Source organism: Kluyvera ascorbata (genome assembly GCF_023195735.1).
Classification (GTDB): domain Bacteria; phylum Pseudomonadota; class Gammaproteobacteria; order Enterobacterales; family Enterobacteriaceae; genus Kluyvera; species Kluyvera ascorbata.
In genome coordinates, this window is sequence record NZ_CP096201.1 from 2,473,673 (window position 1) to 2,491,898 (window position 18,226).

The following is an 18,226-nucleotide window of genomic DNA, read 5'->3' on the forward strand; positions in this document are numbered from 1 at the left end:
TGTGCCTTGCCGCTGCTACTTCGGCTTCAGTCTCTTAAGCTAACAGCGGAAGGTCACGAAGCGTTTGCTTGCTCTTGCCAGGTTGTTTGTCAGTTTTGCCAGTTACAAAAAATGCCTCCGCAGAGGCATTGGGTTTTCATGTGGTGCATTCCCGGCGTCGCTTCGCTCGGCTGGGCTACGAGTTCATTTTGTAGCCCGGCCGAGGTGTAGCCGACGCCGGGGTCTTACGCCGGGAAATCCCCGTGCTGACGCGCAACCAGCGTCAGAATGGAATACAGCGCCACCGCCTGCTGATGCTGATTGAAAATCTCCACCGCCCATTCCACTACGCCGGTGGCTTTTTCTTCGGCGTTGCGCTGGCGTTTGACCGTTTTACGCTTACAGGTGAGACGCACCTGAATGGTATCGCCTGGTTTCACCGGCTCGATAAAGCGCAGGTTTTCCATACCGTAGTTGGCGATAACCGGGCCGACGCCCGCATCAACAAACAGACCCGCAGCGGCGGAAATCAGGAAGTAACCGTGCACTACGCGCTCGCCGAAAATGGAGTCGGCGGCGGCAATCTTGTCCATATGGGCATAGAAGTGGTCGCCGCTGAGGCAGGCGAAGTTCACGATATCCGCTTCGGTTAACGTACGGCGTGGCGTCAGCAGGCTATCGCCAGGCTGGATCTCCTCGAAGTACTTACGGAACGGATGAATACGATCTTCTACCACCTGTGCGCCGCGCACCCATTGCTGGCTTACCGCCGCCAGCATGGTTGGGCTGCCCTGAATGGCGGTGCGCTGCATGTAGTGTTTCACCGCGCGCAGGCCGCCCAGCTCTTCACCGCCGCCTGCACGTCCCGGACCGCCGTGTACCAGCTGCGGCAGAGGTGAACCGTGACCGGTGGATTCTGTCGATGATTCTTCGTTCAGTACCTGAATACGCCCGTGTGCGCGGGCCGCACCGAGGATAAATTCGCGCGCCAGTTCGCCGCTTGCCGTCACCAGCGTACCCGCCAGGCTGCCTTCACCGGAACGGGCCAGCGTCATCGCGTGTTCGCTATTCTTATACGGCATCAGGGTGGCGACCGGGCCAAAGGCTTCAATCGCATGCACCGCGGAAACTTCATCCGGCTGCGCGCAGAACAGCAGGGTTGGTGGGAAGAACGCCCCGGCCGCGTTGAGATCCGCTTTGCCGCCCAGCAGCACTTCACATCCCGCTTCCACCAGACGGTTAACGTTGTCCTGCACGTCCTGACGCTGATCGCTATTGACCAGCGAGCCCATCTTCACGCCTTCCTGCGCCGGGTCGCCGACCACCACTTTTTGCAGACGAGCAATCAGCGCGTCGCCCACCGCTTTCACCTGAGCCTGCGGCACGATAATGCGGCGGATAGCGGTACATTTTTGCCCGGCCTTGGTGGTCATCTCGCGCACGACTTCGCGGATAAACAGGGCAAATTCCGGCTGCTCTGGCGTGACATCGTCGCCCAGCACGCAGCAGTTCAGCGAGTCCGCTTCCATGGTGAAGGGGACAGACTTCGCCACCAGATTCGGATGCACGCGCAGCTGCTGTCCGGTATGCGCCGAACCGGTAAAGGTCACCACGTCCTGGCTGTCGAGGTGGTCGAGCAGGTCGCCCGCGCCGCCGCAGATAAGGCTAATCGCGCCGTCCGGCACCAGGCCGCTGTCGATGGTGGCTTTCACCATCGCCTGGGTGAGTTGGGCGGTAGCGGTCGCCGGTTTGATGATTGCAGGCATCCCGGCAAGCCAGGTCGGTGCCAGCTTCTCTAACATGCCCCAGCAAGGGAAGTTAAAGGCATTGATGTGCACCGCAACGCCGGACTTTGACGTCAGCACATGGCGTGCGGCAAAGCCACCCTGTTTGGACAGCGGGATCAGCTCGTCTTCCGGCCACAGCACGTCGTCCGGCAGCTCGCGGCCGCCCAGGCTTGCATAGGTGAAGAGGGTGCCGATACCGCCTTCGATATCCACCCAGCTATCGCCGCGCGTTGCGCCGGTCTCGGCGGAGATGGCGTAGAAATCGGCCTTGAGATCCATCAGATGTTTGGCGACCGCCTTCAGCATCGCGCTGCGTTCAATAAAGGTCATCGCCTGAAGCGCTTTGCCGCCGTGCTCAATGGCGAAGCGACGCGCCTGCGCCATATCCAACCCTTCGCTTGTCACTTCCCACAGCGGTTCGCCGCTGATGGCGTGGTGAATGGTACGGGCACGGCCCCGGCCGGTTTGCCAGGTGCCGGACAAATAGCTGGCTAACTGCTGCATGGTGTTTCTCCAGATATGTTACGTAAACCTGCCTTTAATAGTTCTTTTCTGAATCATGAAAAGCAAGCCTGATTTTAATAATTTATTAACAATGCGATCGCAGACACTTTACGTGTATTGATTATGATTCGGTTTCACTGCGATAAATCAACGGGTATTGCGGTGCCCATCACAAAATTCACAAACAAAATTTGTGGTTTTATTTAACTAAGATGTAACTTTTACAAAACAACATGATTCACAAAAATTTATTTGTTGAATTTATCGGAATCATAAGGTGATGACGTGACAACAGAAGAACAACGCTTTGACCGGCGCATCGCGCAGGATACCGCTATCGAACCGCAGGACTGGATGCCGGACGCGTACCGCAAGACGCTGATCCGCCAGATTGGCCAGCATGCGCACTCGGAAATCGTCGGCATGCTGCCGGAAGGCAACTGGATCACCCGTGCCCCAACGCTTCGCCGTAAAGCGATTCTGCTGGCGAAGGTGCAGGACGAAGCCGGGCATGGCCTCTACCTCTATAGCGCGGCGGAAACCCTTGGCTGCGCGCGTGAAGACATCTACCAGAAGATGCTCGACGGGCAGATGAAGTACTCCTCCATCTTTAACTACCCGACGCTCACCTGGGCGGATATCGGCGTGATCGGCTGGCTGGTCGATGGCGCGGCGATCGTCAACCAGGTGGCGCTGTGCCGTACCTCTTACGGCCCGTATGCCCGTGCGATGGTCAAAATCTGCAAAGAAGAGAGCTTCCACCAGCGACAGGGCTTTGAAGCCTGTATGGCGCTGGCGGCGGGCAGTGAAGAACAGCGTCAGATGCTGCAGGACGCCATTAACCGCTTCTGGTGGCCGGCATTAATGATGTTTGGGCCGAGCGACGACAACTCGCCGAACAGCGCCCGCAGCATGGCGTGGAAAATCAAACTGCATTCCAACGATGAACTGCGTCAGCGTTTCGTCGACAACACCGTCCCGCAGGTCGACATTCTCGGCATGAAGGTGCCGGATGCGGACCTCTATCTGGACGAGTCCACCGGTCACTATCGCTACGGCGAAATCGACTGGCAGGAACTGAATGAAGTCATCAACGGGCGTGGTATTTGCAACCACGAACGTCTGGGCGCCAAGCGCAAAGCCTGGGAAGAGGGTGCATGGGTGCGCGAAGCTGCGCTGGCTCATGCCGAAAAACAACGCGCTCGCGATGCCGCCTGAGGAGAAAAAAATGAGCAAAACATACTGGCCGTTATACGAAGTATTTGTCCGCAGCAAACAGGGGCTGTCGCACCGTCACGTGGGCAGCCTGCACGCCGCCGACGATCAGATGGCGCTGGAAAACGCGCGTGACGCCTACACCCGCCGCAGCGAAGGCTGCTCCATCTGGGTGGTGAAGGCGAGCGAAATCGTCGCCTCCCAGCCGGAAGAGCGCGGTGAGTTTTTCGACCCTGCTGAGAGCAAGGTCTACCGTCATCCGACCTTCTACACCGTGCCAGACGGCATGGAACATATGTGAGGCAACGATGAACACGCAAAACCCCGTTGCAACCTATGCACTGCGTCTTGGCGATAACGGCCTGGTGCTGGCCCAGCGTTTAGGCGCCTGGTGCGGCCACGCGCCGGAGCTGGAAATTGACCTGGCGCTGGCCAATATCGGCCTCGACCTGCTGGGTCAGGCGCGCAACTTCCTGAGCTATGCCGCGGAACTGAACGGCAGCGGCGACGAAGACACGCTGGCCTTTGGCCGCGACGAACGCCAGTTCAGCAACGTGCTGCTGGTCGAACAGCCGAACGGCAATTTCGCCGACACCATCGCCCGTCAGTTCTTTATGGATGCCTGGCACGTGGCGCTGTTCAGCCGTCTGGTTAACAGCCGCGACGCGCAGATTGCCGCCATCGCCGCCAAAGGGCTGAAAGAGGTGCGTTATCACCTGCGCTTTAGCCGCGGCTGGCTGGAGCGTCTGGGCAACGGTACCGACTACTCCGCGCAGTTGATGCAGCAAGCGGTCAACAGCCTGTGGCGTTTCACCGGCGAACTGTTTATGGCCGACGAGCTGGATATCAGCCTGAGCGAGCAGGGCATTGCCGTTGACCCGCGCGAATTAGCGGCCGAATGGCAAACGACGGTGCACACCGCGCTGCTCGACGCCGGTCTGCAGATCCCTGAAGAAGCGGCGTTCCGTCGCGGCGGCAAGCAGGGGCTGCACAGCGAACATCTCGGCCCGATGCTGGCAGAGATGCAGTATTTACAGCGGTCGTATCCCGGCCAGCAGTGGTAGCAGGAGGTGGCTATGCAACGTCTCGCCGCAATCGCGCCCCCGGAGGTTCGTACCGTCTGGGGATTGTTAAGCGCCATTCCAGACCCGGAAGTGCCGGTGCTGACCATTACCGACCTCGGCATGGTGCGCCGCGTTGAGCGTCACGGCGACGGCTGGGTGATTGGCTTTACGCCGACCTACTCGGGTTGCCCGGCCACCGAACATCTGCTGGGTGAAATTCGGACGGTGATGGCGGAGCACGGCTATACGCCGGTGCACATCGTGCTGCAGCTCGATCCGCCGTGGACCACCGACTGGATGAGCCCGGATGCCCGCGAGCGTCTGCGCCAGTACGGTATCAGCCCGCCGCAGGCTCATGCCTGCCACGCCGACGAGATGCCAAAGGATGTGGCCTGCCCACGCTGCGGCAGCATCCACACGTCGCTGATTAGTGAATTCGGTTCCACGGCCTGTAAAGCGCTGTACCGCTGCGATAGCTGCCGTGAACCCTTTGATTACTTTAAATGTATTTGAGGCTGCGATGACAACATTTCATTCGCTTACCGTGGCAAAGGTCGAACCGGAAACCCGTGATTCGGTCACCATTACCTTTGCCATTCCTGATGCACTGCGTAGCGTCTACGCCTTTCGTCCGGGCCAGCACCTGACGCTCAAAACCCGCCTGGGCGGGGAAGAGTTACGCCGCTGCTACTCCATTTGCCGCAGCCGCTCGCCGTCAGAAATCAGCGTGGCGGTCAAAGCCATCGACGGTGGCCGTTTCTCCCGCTATGCCCAGAGCGATATTCAGCAGGGCATGGAATTTGAGGTGATGGTGCCGCAGGGGCACTTTGGCTACCAGCCGCAGGCCGAGCGTGAAGCGGAATATCTGGCGATTGCCGCCGGTTCCGGCATTACGCCGATGATGGCGATTATTGAAGCGACGCTGACGACCGAACCGGCCAGCCAGTTCACCCTGATTTACGGCAACCGCAGCAGCCACAGCATGATGTTCCGTCAGGCGCTGGCTGACCTGAAAGACCGCTACCCGCAGCGTTTACAGGTGGTGCATCTGTTCAGCCAGGAGTCGATGGACAGCGACCTGCTGCAAGGGCGCATTGACGGCGCCAAGCTGCATGCACTGGGCAAAACGCTGCTTGATTTCAGCCGCTTTGACGACGCCTTTATCTGCGGCCCGTCGGCGATGATGGACGAAGCCGAAGTGGCGCTGCGCGAACTGGGCGTGCCGGAAAAATCCATTCACCTCGAACGCTTCAATACGCCGGGTACCAGCGTGAAACGCGCCACCGGCGTGCAGGCGGAAGGCCGCACGGTCACTATTCGTCAGGATGGCCGCGATCGCCTGATTTCGCTGAACGCCGAAGATGACAGCATTCTTGATGCGGCGCTGCGTCAGGGCGCTGACCTGCCGTTCGCCTGTAAAGGCGGCGTCTGCGCCACCTGCAAATGCAAGGTGGTGAGCGGTGAGGTGGCGATGGCCGCCAACTATAGCCTCGAAGCCGATGAAGTGGCGGCGGGTTATGTACTGAGCTGCCAGGCGCTGCCAACCAGCGGCGATGTGGTGGTCGACTTCGATGCGCGGGGGATGGCATGAGCGAACTGCTGATTACCCGTCATGACCGCGTGCTGCAACTGACCCTGAACCGCCCGCAGGCGCGTAATGCGTTAAACAACGCGCTGCTAACGCAGATAGCCGACGCGCTGGAAACCGCGGCGGCGGACGCCAGCATCAGCGTGTGCGTGATTAGCGGCAACCCGCGCTATTTCGCTGCCGGTGCTGACCTCAACGAGATGGCAGAAAAAGACCTGCCCGCCACCTTCGACGATATTCGTCCGCGTCTGTGGGCACGCATTGACGCCTTCAACAAGCCGTTGATTGCGGTGGTGAACGGCTACGCGCTGGGCGCGGGCTGCGAGCTGGCGCTGCTGTGTGACCTGGTGATTGCCGGTGATAACGCCCGCTTTGGTCTGCCGGAAATTACCCTCGGTACCATGCCGGGCGCGGGCGGCACGCAGCGTCTTATTCGCAGCGTCGGCAAAGCGCTGGCGAGCCGCATGGTGCTGAGCGGCGAAAGCATTGACGCCGAACGCGCACAGCAGGCTGGGCTGGTGAGTGACATTCACCCGGCGAATCTCTCAGATGAATATGCGCTGAAGCTGGCGGCGACCATCGCCAGCCGCTCACCGCTGGCGCTGCGGGCGGCGAAACAGTCACTGCGTCTGGCGCATGAAGTGAGCTTACAGGCCGGTCTGGTGCAGGAACGTCAGTTATTTACGCTGCTGAGCGGTACTGAAGATCGTCGTGAAGGCGTGAGCGCCTTTTTAGAAAAACGCACACCGGAATTTAAAGGACGCTAATCGTGGACGCATTCATTCTCAGCGAAGTGGAACAGGGCGTAATGACCCTCACCCTGAACCGCCCGGACCGACTCAACAGCTTTAACGACGTGATGCACCAGCAGCTTGCCGATTGCCTGAAACAGGCTGAACGCGACGACACCATTCGCTGCCTGCTGATTACCGGTGCCGGACGCGGTTTTTGCGCCGGACAGGATCTGAACGACCGTAACGTTGACCCGAGCGGCCCCGCGCCGGATCTGGGCATGTCGGTAGAACGCTTTTACAACCCGCTGGTGCGCCGTTTAGCCGCGCTGCCGAAGCCGGTTATCTGCGCCGTTAACGGTGTGGCCGCAGGTGCCGGTGCCACGCTGGCGATGGGCTGCGACATCGTGCTCGCCGCGCGCTCGGCGAGGTTTGTGATGGCCTTCAGCAAGCTCGGTCTGGTGCCGGACTGCGGCGGAAGCTGGGTGCTGCCGCGCGTTGCCGGTCGCGCTCGCGCCGTCGGCCTGCTGATGCTCGGCGATAACCTCAGCGCCGAACAGGCCGCGCAGTGGGGGATGATCTGGCAGGTGGTGGACGACGCCGAGTTGAAAGACACCGCGCTGACCATGGCTCGCCATTTTGCCACTCAGCCGACCTACGGCCTGGGGCTGATTAAGAAAGCCTTACAGCTTTCCGAAACCAATACGCTTGATGAGCAGCTTGAGCTTGAGCGCGACTATCAGCGTATGGCCGGTCGCAGCGACGACTATCGCGAAGGTGTCAGCGCCTTCCTCGCCAAACGTCCACCACAGTTCAGCGGGAAATAAGCCATGAGTCAGACTCTTCACACCGTCGCCGTGATTGGCGGCGGCACCATGGGCGCCGGGATTGTCGAAGTAGCGGCCAGCGCCGGGCACTCGGTGCTGCTGTATGACATTTCCGCCGAGGCGATTACTCGCGCCATCGACGGCATTGCCCAGCGTCTGAACGCCCGCGTTAGCCGCGGCAAAGTCAGCGCCGGGCAAGCGCAGGCGCTGTTGGCGCGCATTACGCCAGCAACCGAATTAACGCAGCTAGCCGATGCGCAGTTAGTTATTGAGGCCGCCTCCGAACGTCTTGAGATTAAAAAAGCGCTGTTCAGCGAACTGGCAGAGATTTGCTCGCCGTCGGCGCTGCTGACCAGCAACACCTCGTCCATCTCGATTACCGCCATTGCGGCGGGCATCAAGCATCCGGAACGCGTGGCGGGGCTGCACTTCTTTAACCCTGCACCGGTAATGAAACTGGTGGAAGTGGTGAGCGGTCTTGCCACCTCAACGGAAGTGGTTGAGCAGCTTTGTCAGTGCGTGAGCGCCTGGGGCAAACAGCCGGTACGCTGCCGTTCCACGCCGGGCTTTATCGTCAACCGCGTGGCACGCCCGTTCTACGCCGAAGCCTGGCGCGCGCTGGAAGAGCAGGTGGCATCCGCGGAAGTGATTGACGCGGCGCTGCGCGACGGCGGCGGTTTCCCGATGGGGCCGCTGGCGCTGACCGACCTTATCGGCCAGGACGTGAACTTTGCCGTGACCTGTTCGGTGTTTAACGCCTTCTGGCAGGACCGCCGTTTTCTGCCGTCGCTGCTGCAACAGGAGCTGGCGCTGGCGGGGCGTCTGGGCATGAAGAGCGGGCACGGTGTCTACCGCTGGCCTGTAGAAAATCAGCCTGAACTGGCGCTGGCTGCCGTTTCTGCTGACCGCGCGGCGAACACCGTTAAAAGTGACGTTGTCACCGAATTGGACGATGTACTGCTGCTGGAAACCACCGGTGAAACGGCGCTGGCCTTAAGCGTGCAGCACCAGCGCCCGGTGGTGGTGTATGACCATGCGGCGGGAAATACCGTCGTGCTGGCAAGCGCTTCAACCAATCCGGATTCAGCCACCGACAAAGCGGTGTACTACTTCCAGCAGCAGGGCAAAAACGTGCTGCGTATTGCCGACTACCCGGGGCTTCTGGTGTGGCGCACGGTAGCGATGCTGGCGAACGAAGCGCTGGATGCGGTGCAAAAAGGCGTCGCTAACGCGGACGATATCGATACCGCGATGCGCTTAGGGGTGAACTACCCACGTGGGCCACTGGCCTGGGGAGAATCGCTGGGCTGGGGACGCGTGCTGCGTCTGCTGGAGAATCTACAACAGCATTACGGCGAAGAACGCTATCGCCCAAGTGCGCTGCTGCGCCAGAAAGCGCTGATGGAGATGCGTCATGAGTAATGAAGCCTGGCGCAATGCCCGCGCCATGTACGAGAAGGACACCTGCGCTCGTGAGCTGGGGATTGAGCTTATCGAAATGGACCAGGGTTTTGCGCAGATGACGATGGTGGTCACGCCAAAAATGCTCAACGGTCACCAGACCTGCCACGGCGGTCAGCTGTTTTCGCTGGCGGATACCGCGTTTGCCTACGCCTGCAACAGCCAGGGGCTGGCGGCGGTCGCCTCGGCGGCGAGCATCGATTTTCTGCGCCCGGCCTTCACCGGCGACCTGCTCACCGCCACCGCGCGGGTGAAACAGCAGGGCAAACTGACCGGCGTGTATGACATTGAAATTGTGAATCAACAGCAAAAAACCGTGGCGCTGTTTCGCGGCAAATCGCACCGCATCGGCGGCACTATTACAGGAGAAGTCTAATGCGTGATGCGTTTATTTGTGACGGTATTCGTACCCCGATTGGCCGCTACGCGGGCGGGCTAGCCGGGGTTCGCGCCGACGATCTGGCGGCGATTCCGCTGCGCGAGCTGCTGAGCCGTAACCCGACGTTAGACCCAACCTGTATCGACGACGTGATTTTCGGCTGCGCTAACCAGGCCGGGGAAGATAACCGTAACGTCGCGCATATGGCGACGCTGCTGGCGGGTTATCCGTACGGCGTGTCTGGTACCACCATTAACCGCCTGTGCGGCTCCGGTCTCGACGCGATTGGCTTTGCCGCGCGGGCCATAAAAGCGGGCGATGCGGACCTGATGATTGCCGGTGGCGTGGAGTCCATGTCCCGCGCGCCGTTCGTGATGGGCAAGGCGACCACGCCTTACCAGCGTCAGGCTGAAATGTTTGATACCACCATCGGCTGGCGTTTTGTGAACCCGCTCATGCAGCAACAATTTGGTACTGACAGCATGCCGGAAACGGCAGAGAATGTAGCGGAATTGTTAAATATCAGCCGTGCCGATCAGGATGCCTTTGCGTACCGCAGCCAGCAGCGTACCGCCAAAGCGCAGCGCGACGGCATTCTGGCGCAGGAAATTGTGCCGGTGCAGATTATCGGTAAGAAAGGCGCGGTCAGCGCGGTGCGTGAAGATGAGCATCCGCGCGCGGAAACCACGTTGGAGCAACTGGCCTCGCTGAAAACCCCGTTCCGTAAGGGCGGCGTGGTGACGGCGGGCAACGCTTCCGGCGTCAACGACGGTGCGGCGGCGCTGATTATTGCAAGCCAGCAGCAGGCCGCCGCGCAGGGCTTAACGCCACGTGCGCGCATCGTCGCCATGGCGACTGCGGGCGTTGAACCGAAGTACATGGGGCTGGGGCCGGTTCCGGCGGTGCGTAAAGTGCTGGAGCGCGCCGGGCTGAATATTAACGATATGGACGTGATTGAGCTGAATGAAGCCTTTGCCGCCCAGGCGCTGGGCGTGCTCAGACAGCTTGGACTGGCGGACGACGCAGCGCATGTGAATCCCAACGGTGGCGCCATCGCCTTAGGCCACCCGTTAGGCATGAGCGGCGCGCGGCTGGCGCTGGCAGCGACGCTGGAGCTGGAACGACGCAATGGACGCTATGCGCTGTGTACGATGTGTATTGGCGTGGGTCAGGGCATTGCCATGATCCTCGAGCGAGTGTGAGCTAATTGACCTGCGAGTACCCTACAACATGACAACTACAACAAAATTAGATCCGATTGAAACCGCATCGCGTGACGAGTTACAGGCTCTGCAAACCGAACGCCTGAAGTGGACGCTGAAACACGCCTACGAAAATGTGCCGATGTACCGCCGTAAGTTTGATGCGGCGGGGGTTCACCCGGATGATTTCCGTGAGCTGAGTGACCTGAGTAAATTCCCGTGCACCACCAAACAGGATCTGCGTGATAACTATCCGTTCGATACCTTCGCGGTGCCGATGGAGCAGGTGGTGCGTATCCATGCGTCGTCCGGTACTACCGGCAAGCCGACCGTCGTGGGCTATACGCAAAATGATATCGATACCTGGGCGAACATCGTCGCCCGTTCGCTGCGCGCTGCTGGCGGTTCGGCGAAGGATAAAATTCACGTGGCCTACGGCTACGGCCTGTTCACCGGCGGCCTGGGCGCGCACTACGGTGCCGAGCGTTTAGGGGCGACGGTGATCCCGATGTCCGGCGGCCAGACCGAGAAACAGGCGCAGCTGATCCGTGATTTTAAGCCCGACATGATCATGGTCACGCCATCTTACTGCCTGAACCTGATTGAAGAACTGGAACGCCAGATGGGCGGCGACGCGCGCGGCTGTTCGCTGCGTACCGGCGTCTTCGGCGCCGAGCCGTGGACCACCGGCATGAAGGCGGAGATTGAACGTCGCCTCGGTATTACCGCGTTGGATATCTATGGCCTGTCCGAAGTCATGGGGCCGGGCGTGGCGATGGAGTGTATTGAAACCGCCGACGGCCCAACCATCTGGGAAGATCATTTCTTCCCGGAAGTGGTCAACCCGGAAGACGGTACGCCGCTGGCCGACGGCGAGCACGGCGAACTGCTGTTCACCACGCTCACCAAAGAAGCGCTGCCGGTCATTCGCTACCGCACCCGCGACCTGACGCGTCTGTTGCCGGGCACCGCCCGCACCATGCGCCGGATGGATCGCATCAGTGGCCGCAGCGATGACATGCTGATTATTCGCGGCGTGAACGTTTTCCCATCGCAGGTGGAAGAAGAGATCCTCAAAATTGAACATCTGGCGCCGCACTACCAGCTGGAAGTCGATCGTCGTGGGCATCTTGATTCACTTTCGATTCGCGTTGAGCTGAAAGAGAGTAGCCTCGTGCTGAGCCACGAGCAGCGCTGCCAGATTTGCCACCATCTGCGTCATCGCATTAAGTCGATGGTGGGCATTTCAACGGATGTCAGCATCGTTAACTGCGGCAGCATTCCACGCTCCGAAGGCAAGGCCTGCCGCGTGTTTGACCTGCGTAAAGCCGCCGCCAACGGCTAAGCAATGTAGCCCGGCCGAGCGAAGCGACGCCGGGTTTTTGCACCGAACTACTCCCGGCGTCACTTCGTTCGGCCGGGCTACAAATTCCTGTGCTATGATTCAAAAAGGACAAAAACAACAACACTATGAATCATATGGAAAAACTCGATAGCTTTATTCAGCAGGCGGTGACCGCGATGCCGATCAGCGGCACCTCGCTGATTGCCTCACTGTACGGTGACTGTTTATCTCAGCGCGGTGGAGAAGTCTGGCTTGGCAGCGTGGCGGCGCTGCTGGAAGGGCTGGGCTTTGGTGAACGTTTTGTGCGTACCGCGCTGTTTCGCCTCAACAAAGAAGAGTGGCTGGACGTTGTTCGCATCGGCCGCCGCAGTTTCTATCGCCTGAGCGATAAAGGGCTGCGCCTGACGCGTCGCGCCGAAAGCAAAATTTATCGCGCCAGCGCACCGGAATGGGACGGTACCTGGCTGCTGCTGCTCTCCGAAGGGCTGGAAAAAAATACCCTTGCCGAAGTGAAAAAACAGCTGATCTGGCAGGGGTTTGGCGTACTTGCGCCAAGCCTTCTGGCTTCGCCATCGCAAAAGCTGGCGGACGTCCAGTCGCTGCTGCACGAAGCGGGCGTAGCGGAAAACGTTATCTTCTTCGAAGCCCATTCGCCGCTGGCGCTCTCCCGCGCCGCGCTGCGTGAGCGAGTCGAAGAGTGCTGGCATCTGACTGAACAGAACGCCATGTATGAGGCGTTTATTACGCTGTTCCGTCCGCTGCTGCCGCTGTTACGCGATGCCGAGCACGATGAGCTAACGCCGGAACGCTGCTTCCAGATTCGCCTGCTGCTGATTCACTTCTATCGCCGCGTGGTGCTGAAGGATCCGCTACTGCCAGAAGAGTTGCTGCCCGCCCACTGGCTGGGCCAGACCGCGCGCCAGCTCTGTATCAACATCTATCAACGCGTTGCCCCAGGGGCGCAGGCTTTCGTCAGTGAAAAAGGCGAAAGCTCGGTGGGCGAACTGCCCGCGCCGGGGCCGCTCTATTACCAGCGTTTTGGGGGATTACCCGAAGCGTAACAGGAGAAGCCATGCCGATTTACCAGATTGACGGGATGACCCCGGTTGTTCCAGTGGAAAGCTACGTTCATCCGACCGCCGTACTGATTGGCGATGTGATCCTTGGCAAAGGGGTTTACGTTGGCCCCAACGCTAGCCTGCGCGGCGATTTTGGGCGTATCGTCGTCAAAGATGGTGCGAATATCCAGGATAACTGCGTCATGCACGGTTTCCCCGGGCAGGACACGGTGGTGGAAGAGGACGGGCATATCGGCCACGGCGCTATTTTGCACGGCTGTGTGATTGGTCGTAATGCGTTGGTCGGCATGAGCGCGGTGATTATCGACGGTGCGACCATCGGTGAGAACAGCATCGTTGGCGCGTGCGCTTTTGTCAAAGCGCGGGCGGAAATGCCCGCCAATCACCTGATTATCGGCAGCCCGGCGAAGGCGATTCGCAGCTTAACCGAGCAGGAGCTTGAGTGGAAGAAACAGGGCACGCGCGAGTATCAGGTGCTGGTCGAACGATGCCAGAAGACGCTGGTTGCCGTCGAACCGTTAACCGAAGAAGAGCCGGGCCGTAAGCGTCTGGAGTTTGACGAAAACCTGCGGCCGAAATCCGCTATTTAGGGTAGCGCAACGCCTCCACCAACAACGCAAACGCGGTGGTGTGCTGGCGGCGGCTGGGGTAATAAAGATAATAACCGGGAAACGGCGCGCACCAGTCGTCAAGCACGCACTGTAAGCGCCCGGCGGCTACGCTATCCAGGACGGTGTCCTCAGGAACATAGGCCAGCCCCAAACCGGCTTCTGCGGCTTCAATACGCTGCGGCAGGCAGTTTAGGATCAGTTGCCCCTCAACGCGCACGCGCAGAGGCTCGCCGTTTTGTTCAAACTCCCAGGCATACAATCCGCCGCGCGTCGGCAGGCGCATATTAATACAGCGGTGTTGCGCTAAATCGTGCGGCGTTTGCGGAACGCCATAGCGGGCAAGGTACTCCGGCGAACCAACGACGACCATCCGCATATCCGGGCCAATCCGCACCGCAATCATATCGCGCGCCACCTGTTCCCCTAAACGCACACCGGCGTCTAAACGCGCATCGACAATATCCGTCAGGCCGTTATCGACCGTTACCTCAATATTGATTTCCGGGTACTGCACCATAAAAGGCTTAATCAGCGGCCAGATGACGGTATTCATCGCATGCTCGCCGACGGTGAGGCGAATGTTGCCCGCCGGGCGATCGCGCGTATCGCGCAGCGCAGAAATTTCCTGTTCAATTTCCTGCAGGTGCGGGGTAAGCCGCTGATACAGCTTTTCGCCCGCCTCGGTCGGGGAGACGTTGCGGGTGGTGCGCGTTAGCAGGCGCACGTCGAGACGGCTTTCCAGATTGCGCATCGCGTGGCTCAGCGCCGACTGCGACACGCCAAGCTGCGCCGCCGCGCGGGTAAAACTGCGCTCGCGCGCCACGACCATAAAAGAGATGAGGTCGTTGATGTTGTCTTTAAGCATGGGATGTGGCCATTAATGAATCTGGTTCATAGCTCCAGAGGGATTTTTTTAGTTTAATGTTCGTCGCGCGATATGCAACCCGGGAACGTGAGTGAGAGGCCAATGAAAATCAATGTGGTAGGCACCAGCGGCGTGGGGAAGTCTACGCTGGCAAAGCGTCTGGCGGCGCTGTTTTCTGTGCCCTATATCGAAATGGATACGCTTTACTGGCGGCCAGACTGGCAGGGCGTAACCGATGAGGAACTCTTTGCCGCGCTGACGCAGGCAACCGCTGCGCCCGGTTGGGTACTTGACGGTAATTACAATCGCAGTCGCCCGGTAAAATGGCGCGACGTGGATCTGGTGGTGTGGGTGGATTACAGCTTCTGGCGCACCTTCCGCCAGGCGGTCTGGCGTGCCGCAAGCCGGGCGTGGCGACAACAGGAATTGTGGCCTGGCACCGGTAACCGGGAGAGCTTCCGGCGTTCCTTCTTCAGCCGTGACTCCATTATCCTCTGGACGCTGAAAACCTGGCGGCCAAACCGCGCGCGTTATCTGCGGGATATGGCCGATCCTGCCTGGCAGCATATCCGCTTTGTGCGGCTGCGCAATCAGCGTGAAACCGAAGCGTTTATCACGCAGTTGATGGCCGAAAAAGCGCGGCAATCTACCGCTTAAGCGCACGAAAAGGCAGTGGTTTACGCCAGGCTATGGTAGCTTTATGGCTCTAACCATAAGGAGCCCTGCAGATGCCACACGTTGATATCAAATGTTTTCCCCGTGACCTGAGCGACGAGCAAAAAACCGCGCTGGCAGCGGACATCACCGAAGTATTAATTCGCCATCTGAATAGCAAAGAGGGCGCCGTTAGCGTTGCCCTGAATCAGGTACAGCAGAGCGACTGGCAGCAGGTGTGGGACACCGAGATTGCCCCACATATGGATGAGCTGATTAAAAAACCCGGCTACAGCATGTAAGCCTTTCGTAGCCCGGACGAGGCGCTAGCCGACTCCGGGGAGGCTCGGAGCCATTCCCGGTGGTGCTTCGTTTGGCCGGGCTACCCTTGCTGGCTACTCTGAAGGAGTGTTGGCGCGGATTTGTTTTCCGCTCGCGACGAACGTTCCTGCGCCGAGATGATGCAGCGTATTGCGCTTATCGTCGTCGAAATGCCAGCGTCCGGCGACAAATGCCTGCTCATCCGCCGCGGCGGAAACCACTTCGCCAAACAGCGTGTCGTATTGCCCGGCGGCGGCCGTGGCGGGCAGCAGTCGGCACTCCATCCACGCCAGACATTTCTCTTCAATTACCGGCAGCCCCAGCACCGGGCCTTTCACCACCGGAATACCGTAGGCGTTGAATTTATCCTCTTCGCGTCCGCTGACGCTGCCAACGGCATACGTCCAACTGGCGGCGGCGACGCCTGGTACCACGATGCCGAACGTGCCGTTGCGCTCAATAATCTCCCGCGACCAGGCGCTCTTATCGACCACGATAGCGATGCGCGGCGGCTCGAACTCCACTGGCATTGACCAGGCCGCGGCCATCACGTTGCGTCGTTTTGACTCGACGTCAAAGCTGGTAATGAGGATGGTCGGGCCGTGATTGAGCAGGCGGCTGGCGTGGTGAAGTTCAACGGGGCGAAAACGGCTCATAAGGATTTCCTGAATAATGGGATGGGGTTAACCACACACTAAATCGCAATAAAAGCGTAATCAATACGTCATATCACCTGCCTATAGTCGCCAGCACTAAGTCCCAAAGAGGATAACAATATGTTGGCTCCCCTGATCTTCATGCAGGTGAGCGCGGCCCGTCGGATTTCGACCGCGGGTGAAGCATTGCTTTCCCATCGGGGAGGGCGAAAATGCGCGCGCTAACTGGCATTCGGCTCGACGGCGTTTCTTTCGCTTTCGGTGCCGCCACCGTTCTTAATCACATCAACCTGCAGATCGATGCGGGCAGCATCGTGGCATTGCTTGGGCCTTCCGGCTGCGGCAAAAGCACGTTACTGCGCCTGCTGGCAGGACTTACCGTTCCCGCTGAAGGTGAAATTCATTTCGGCGACCGTCTTATTGCCAGACCCGGCTGGGGGCTGCCGCCCGAACAGCGCGATATCGGCATGGTTTTCCAGGACTATGCGCTGTGGCCGCATATGACTGCCGCTGAAAACGTCGCTTTTCCGCTGCGAATGCGCGGCGTGGCCCGTGATGAGCGGACGCGCCGGGTTAATGACGCGCTGGCGATGGTCGGGCTTTCCGGTTTCGGCGAACGTAAGCCTTCCGGGCTCTCCGGCGGGCAGCAGCAGCGCGTGGCGCTGGCAAGGGCGATCGTCGCCGAACCACGGGTACTGCTGTTTGATGAGCCGCTTTCCAACCTCGATAGCGAACTGCGTGAATCGTTATGTCTGGAGATGAGCCGACTGCTGCGCCAGCTCGGCATCACCGCCGTGTACGTCACCCACGACCGCCGCGAGGCCGAACTGCTGGCCGACCGAATTGTGCACCTTTCTGCGGGCAGCATTGCTGCTGTTCGCACCGTTGCTTCTACCTCAAGGGAACTTGTATGAAATCCGTTAAAAAAGGCGTTGCGCTCGCGATGATGTTATCTGCTTCGATGATTTCCAGCGCCCATGCGCTGACCGTATACACCGCAGGCCCAGGTTCTCTGGCAAAAAATCTGGCCAGCGGCTATGAAAAGAAAACCGGCGTGAAGGTGAATATCTTCCAGGCCACCACCGGCAAGGTGATGGCCCGTCTGGAAGCCGAGCAGGCTAACCCGCAGGCGGACGTGCTGATTTCTGCCTCGTGGGACACCGCTGAAGACTTGCACGGCCGCGGCTGGTTGCTGCCATATCAGAGCGGGAATGCCGATAAGGTTCCGGCGGCGCTGAAATCTACCGACTATGTGGCGCAGGGTATTTCGGCACTGGGTATTGTCTGGAACACCAAAAGCGGTACTCCGGAGCCGAAAGAGTGGCGCGACCTGACCGAAGCGGCGTTTAAAGACAAAGTCACCACGCCGGACCCGGCGCTTTCTGGTGCCTCACTCGATTTGCTGATCGGGTTACAAAATGGCATGGGTGATAAAGCCTGGGCGCTGTTTGATGAACTGAAAAAGAACGGCATGGTGGTGAGCGGGCCGAACGCGCAGGCGGTTACGCCGGTGATGCAGGGGGCGAAAGCGGCGGTATTTGGCGCGGTGGACTATGTCTCCTACGGTAATATCGATCAGGGCGAATCGCTGAAGGTGATTTTCCCGGCAAGCGGTACGGTGATTGCGCCGCGCCCGATGATGATCCTCAAATCCACACAACATGCGGATGAGGCGAAAGCCTTTGTCGACTACGTGCTGTCGCCGGAGGGGCAGGCAATGGTGGCCGAAGCGTGGCTGATGCCGGCTCGCAGCGATGTGTCGGCGAAACGCCCGTTGCTGAACGACCTGAAAGTGCTGCCAACCGCCAGCGATGGTAGCAGCGAGCGCAGCGCCGTTCTGGCTCGGTTCAATACGTTGTTCGGGCAGTAAATTTCCGTCGCCCGGCCGAGCAAAGCGACGCCGGGATTTAGCATTGTGTACAACCCCGGCGGCGCTTCGCTTGGCCGGGCTACAATCT

The 18,226-nt window shown here is 59.7% G+C and carries 20 protein-coding genes; 17 read left to right on the forward strand and 3 right to left on the reverse strand.

Translation table 11 applies throughout. The annotated features are described in order from the left end of the window. Window positions 1-224 precede the first annotated feature (224 nt). Window positions 225-2,270, reverse strand: a complete 2,046-nt coding sequence (gene paaZ / locus MY052_RS11670) for a phenylacetic acid degradation bifunctional protein PaaZ (RefSeq protein WP_248538867.1) — start codon at window positions 2,268-2,270, stop codon at window positions 225-227. Between the two features lie 285 nt (window positions 2,271-2,555). Between paaZ and paaA the strand changes: the two genes are divergently transcribed. From paaA to paaY, 13 genes are all read left to right on the forward strand, one after another. Continuing rightward, entirely contained in the window at window positions 2,556-3,488 is a 933-nt protein-coding gene (gene paaA, locus MY052_RS11675) for a 1,2-phenylacetyl-CoA epoxidase subunit PaaA (protein WP_248538868.1), read from the forward strand. 10 nt (window positions 3,489-3,498) lie between these two features. Next, window positions 3,499-3,786 (forward strand): 1,2-phenylacetyl-CoA epoxidase subunit PaaB, encoded by a 288-nt coding sequence (gene paaB, locus MY052_RS11680; RefSeq protein ID WP_032943000.1) that lies wholly within the window; start codon window positions 3,499-3,501, stop codon window positions 3,784-3,786. Window positions 3,787-3,793: 7 nt separating this feature from the next. Next, window positions 3,794-4,549 carry a 1,2-phenylacetyl-CoA epoxidase subunit PaaC gene (gene paaC, locus MY052_RS11685; RefSeq protein WP_115074164.1) on the forward strand — a complete coding sequence of 252 codons (756 nt, stop codon included), beginning with the start codon at window positions 3,794-3,796 and terminating at the stop codon, window positions 4,547-4,549. A gap of 12 nt (window positions 4,550-4,561) precedes the next feature. Continuing rightward, on the forward strand, window positions 4,562-5,062 hold the full coding sequence (paaD, locus tag MY052_RS11690) for a 1,2-phenylacetyl-CoA epoxidase subunit PaaD (RefSeq protein WP_248538869.1): 501 nt from the start codon (window positions 4,562-4,564) through the stop codon (window positions 5,060-5,062). Between the two features lie 7 nt (window positions 5,063-5,069). Then, on the forward strand, window positions 5,070-6,140 hold the full coding sequence (gene paaE, locus MY052_RS11695; protein ID WP_202218011.1) for a 1,2-phenylacetyl-CoA epoxidase subunit PaaE: 1,071 nt from the start codon (window positions 5,070-5,072) through the stop codon (window positions 6,138-6,140). Next, window positions 6,137-6,904, forward strand: coding sequence for a 2,3-dehydroadipyl-CoA hydratase PaaF (paaF, locus tag MY052_RS11700; protein ID WP_202218012.1), 768 nt, complete (start codon window positions 6,137-6,139; stop codon window positions 6,902-6,904). The genes paaE and paaF overlap by 4 nt, the downstream gene beginning before the upstream one ends. A 2-nt stretch (window positions 6,905-6,906) precedes the next feature. Next, window positions 6,907-7,695 carry a 2-(1,2-epoxy-1,2-dihydrophenyl)acetyl-CoA isomerase PaaG gene (gene paaG / locus MY052_RS11705; protein WP_202218013.1) on the forward strand — a complete coding sequence of 263 codons (789 nt, stop codon included), beginning with the start codon at window positions 6,907-6,909 and terminating at the stop codon, window positions 7,693-7,695. A gap of 3 nt (window positions 7,696-7,698) precedes the next feature. Next, on the forward strand, window positions 7,699-9,117 hold the full coding sequence (locus MY052_RS11710) for a 3-hydroxyacyl-CoA dehydrogenase (protein WP_248538870.1): 1,419 nt from the start codon (window positions 7,699-7,701) through the stop codon (window positions 9,115-9,117). Beyond that, window positions 9,110-9,532, forward strand: a complete 423-nt coding sequence (gene paaI, locus MY052_RS11715) for a hydroxyphenylacetyl-CoA thioesterase PaaI (protein ID WP_035897858.1) — start codon at window positions 9,110-9,112, stop codon at window positions 9,530-9,532. The genes MY052_RS11710 and paaI overlap by 8 nt, the downstream gene beginning before the upstream one ends. Next, the gene (gene pcaF, locus MY052_RS11720) at window positions 9,532-10,737 is read left to right on the forward strand and encodes a 3-oxoadipyl-CoA thiolase (RefSeq protein ID WP_248538871.1); all 1,206 of its coding nucleotides are present in this window, start codon (window positions 9,532-9,534) and stop codon (window positions 10,735-10,737) included. The genes paaI and pcaF overlap by 1 nt, the downstream gene beginning before the upstream one ends. 28 nt (window positions 10,738-10,765) lie before the next feature. Next, entirely contained in the window at window positions 10,766-12,082 is a 1,317-nt protein-coding gene (gene paaK, locus MY052_RS11725; RefSeq protein WP_035897384.1) for a phenylacetate--CoA ligase PaaK, read from the forward strand. A 134-nt stretch (window positions 12,083-12,216) separates the two neighbouring features. Beyond that, entirely contained in the window at window positions 12,217-13,143 is a 927-nt protein-coding gene (gene paaX, locus MY052_RS11730; protein ID WP_185064500.1) for a phenylacetic acid degradation operon negative regulatory protein PaaX, read from the forward strand. An 11-nt stretch (window positions 13,144-13,154) separates the two neighbouring features. Beyond that, window positions 13,155-13,751, forward strand: a complete 597-nt coding sequence (paaY, locus tag MY052_RS11735; RefSeq protein ID WP_248538872.1) for a phenylacetic acid degradation protein PaaY — start codon at window positions 13,155-13,157, stop codon at window positions 13,749-13,751. Here the strand turns inward: paaY and MY052_RS11740 are convergent. Then, a complete protein-coding gene (locus MY052_RS11740) occupies window positions 13,744-14,637 on the reverse strand; it encodes a LysR family transcriptional regulator (protein WP_248538873.1) in 894 nt (297 codons plus the stop codon). The two genes, paaY and MY052_RS11740, sit on opposite strands and share 8 nt — an antisense overlap. A 102-nt stretch (window positions 14,638-14,739) precedes the next feature. Here MY052_RS11740 and MY052_RS11745 point away from each other — a divergent pair, with 102 nt between their 5' ends. Together MY052_RS11745 and pptA are read left to right on the forward strand one after the other, a co-directional pair. Next, entirely contained in the window at window positions 14,740-15,294 is a 555-nt protein-coding gene (locus MY052_RS11745; RefSeq protein WP_202218018.1) for an AAA family ATPase, read from the forward strand. A gap of 71 nt (window positions 15,295-15,365) precedes the next feature. Then, on the forward strand, window positions 15,366-15,593 hold the full coding sequence (pptA, locus tag MY052_RS11750) for a tautomerase PptA (RefSeq protein WP_248538874.1): 228 nt from the start codon (window positions 15,366-15,368) through the stop codon (window positions 15,591-15,593). Between the two features lie 93 nt (window positions 15,594-15,686). Here the strand turns inward: pptA and MY052_RS11755 are convergent, their stop codons facing one another. Next, entirely contained in the window at window positions 15,687-16,268 is a 582-nt protein-coding gene (locus tag MY052_RS11755) for a flavin reductase family protein (protein WP_248538875.1), read from the reverse strand. 212 nt (window positions 16,269-16,480) lie between these two features. On the opposite strand from MY052_RS11755, the gene MY052_RS11760 reads away from it, so the two are divergent. Both MY052_RS11760 and MY052_RS11765 read left to right on the forward strand, forming a co-directional pair. Further along, window positions 16,481-17,182, forward strand: coding sequence for an ABC transporter ATP-binding protein (locus MY052_RS11760; protein WP_248538876.1), 702 nt, complete (start codon window positions 16,481-16,483; stop codon window positions 17,180-17,182). Further along, on the forward strand, window positions 17,179-18,138 hold the full coding sequence (locus MY052_RS11765) for an ABC transporter substrate-binding protein (protein WP_035897398.1): 960 nt from the start codon (window positions 17,179-17,181) through the stop codon (window positions 18,136-18,138). Before MY052_RS11760 ends, MY052_RS11765 begins: the two co-directional genes overlap by 4 nt. Window positions 18,139-18,226 lie beyond the last annotated feature (88 nt).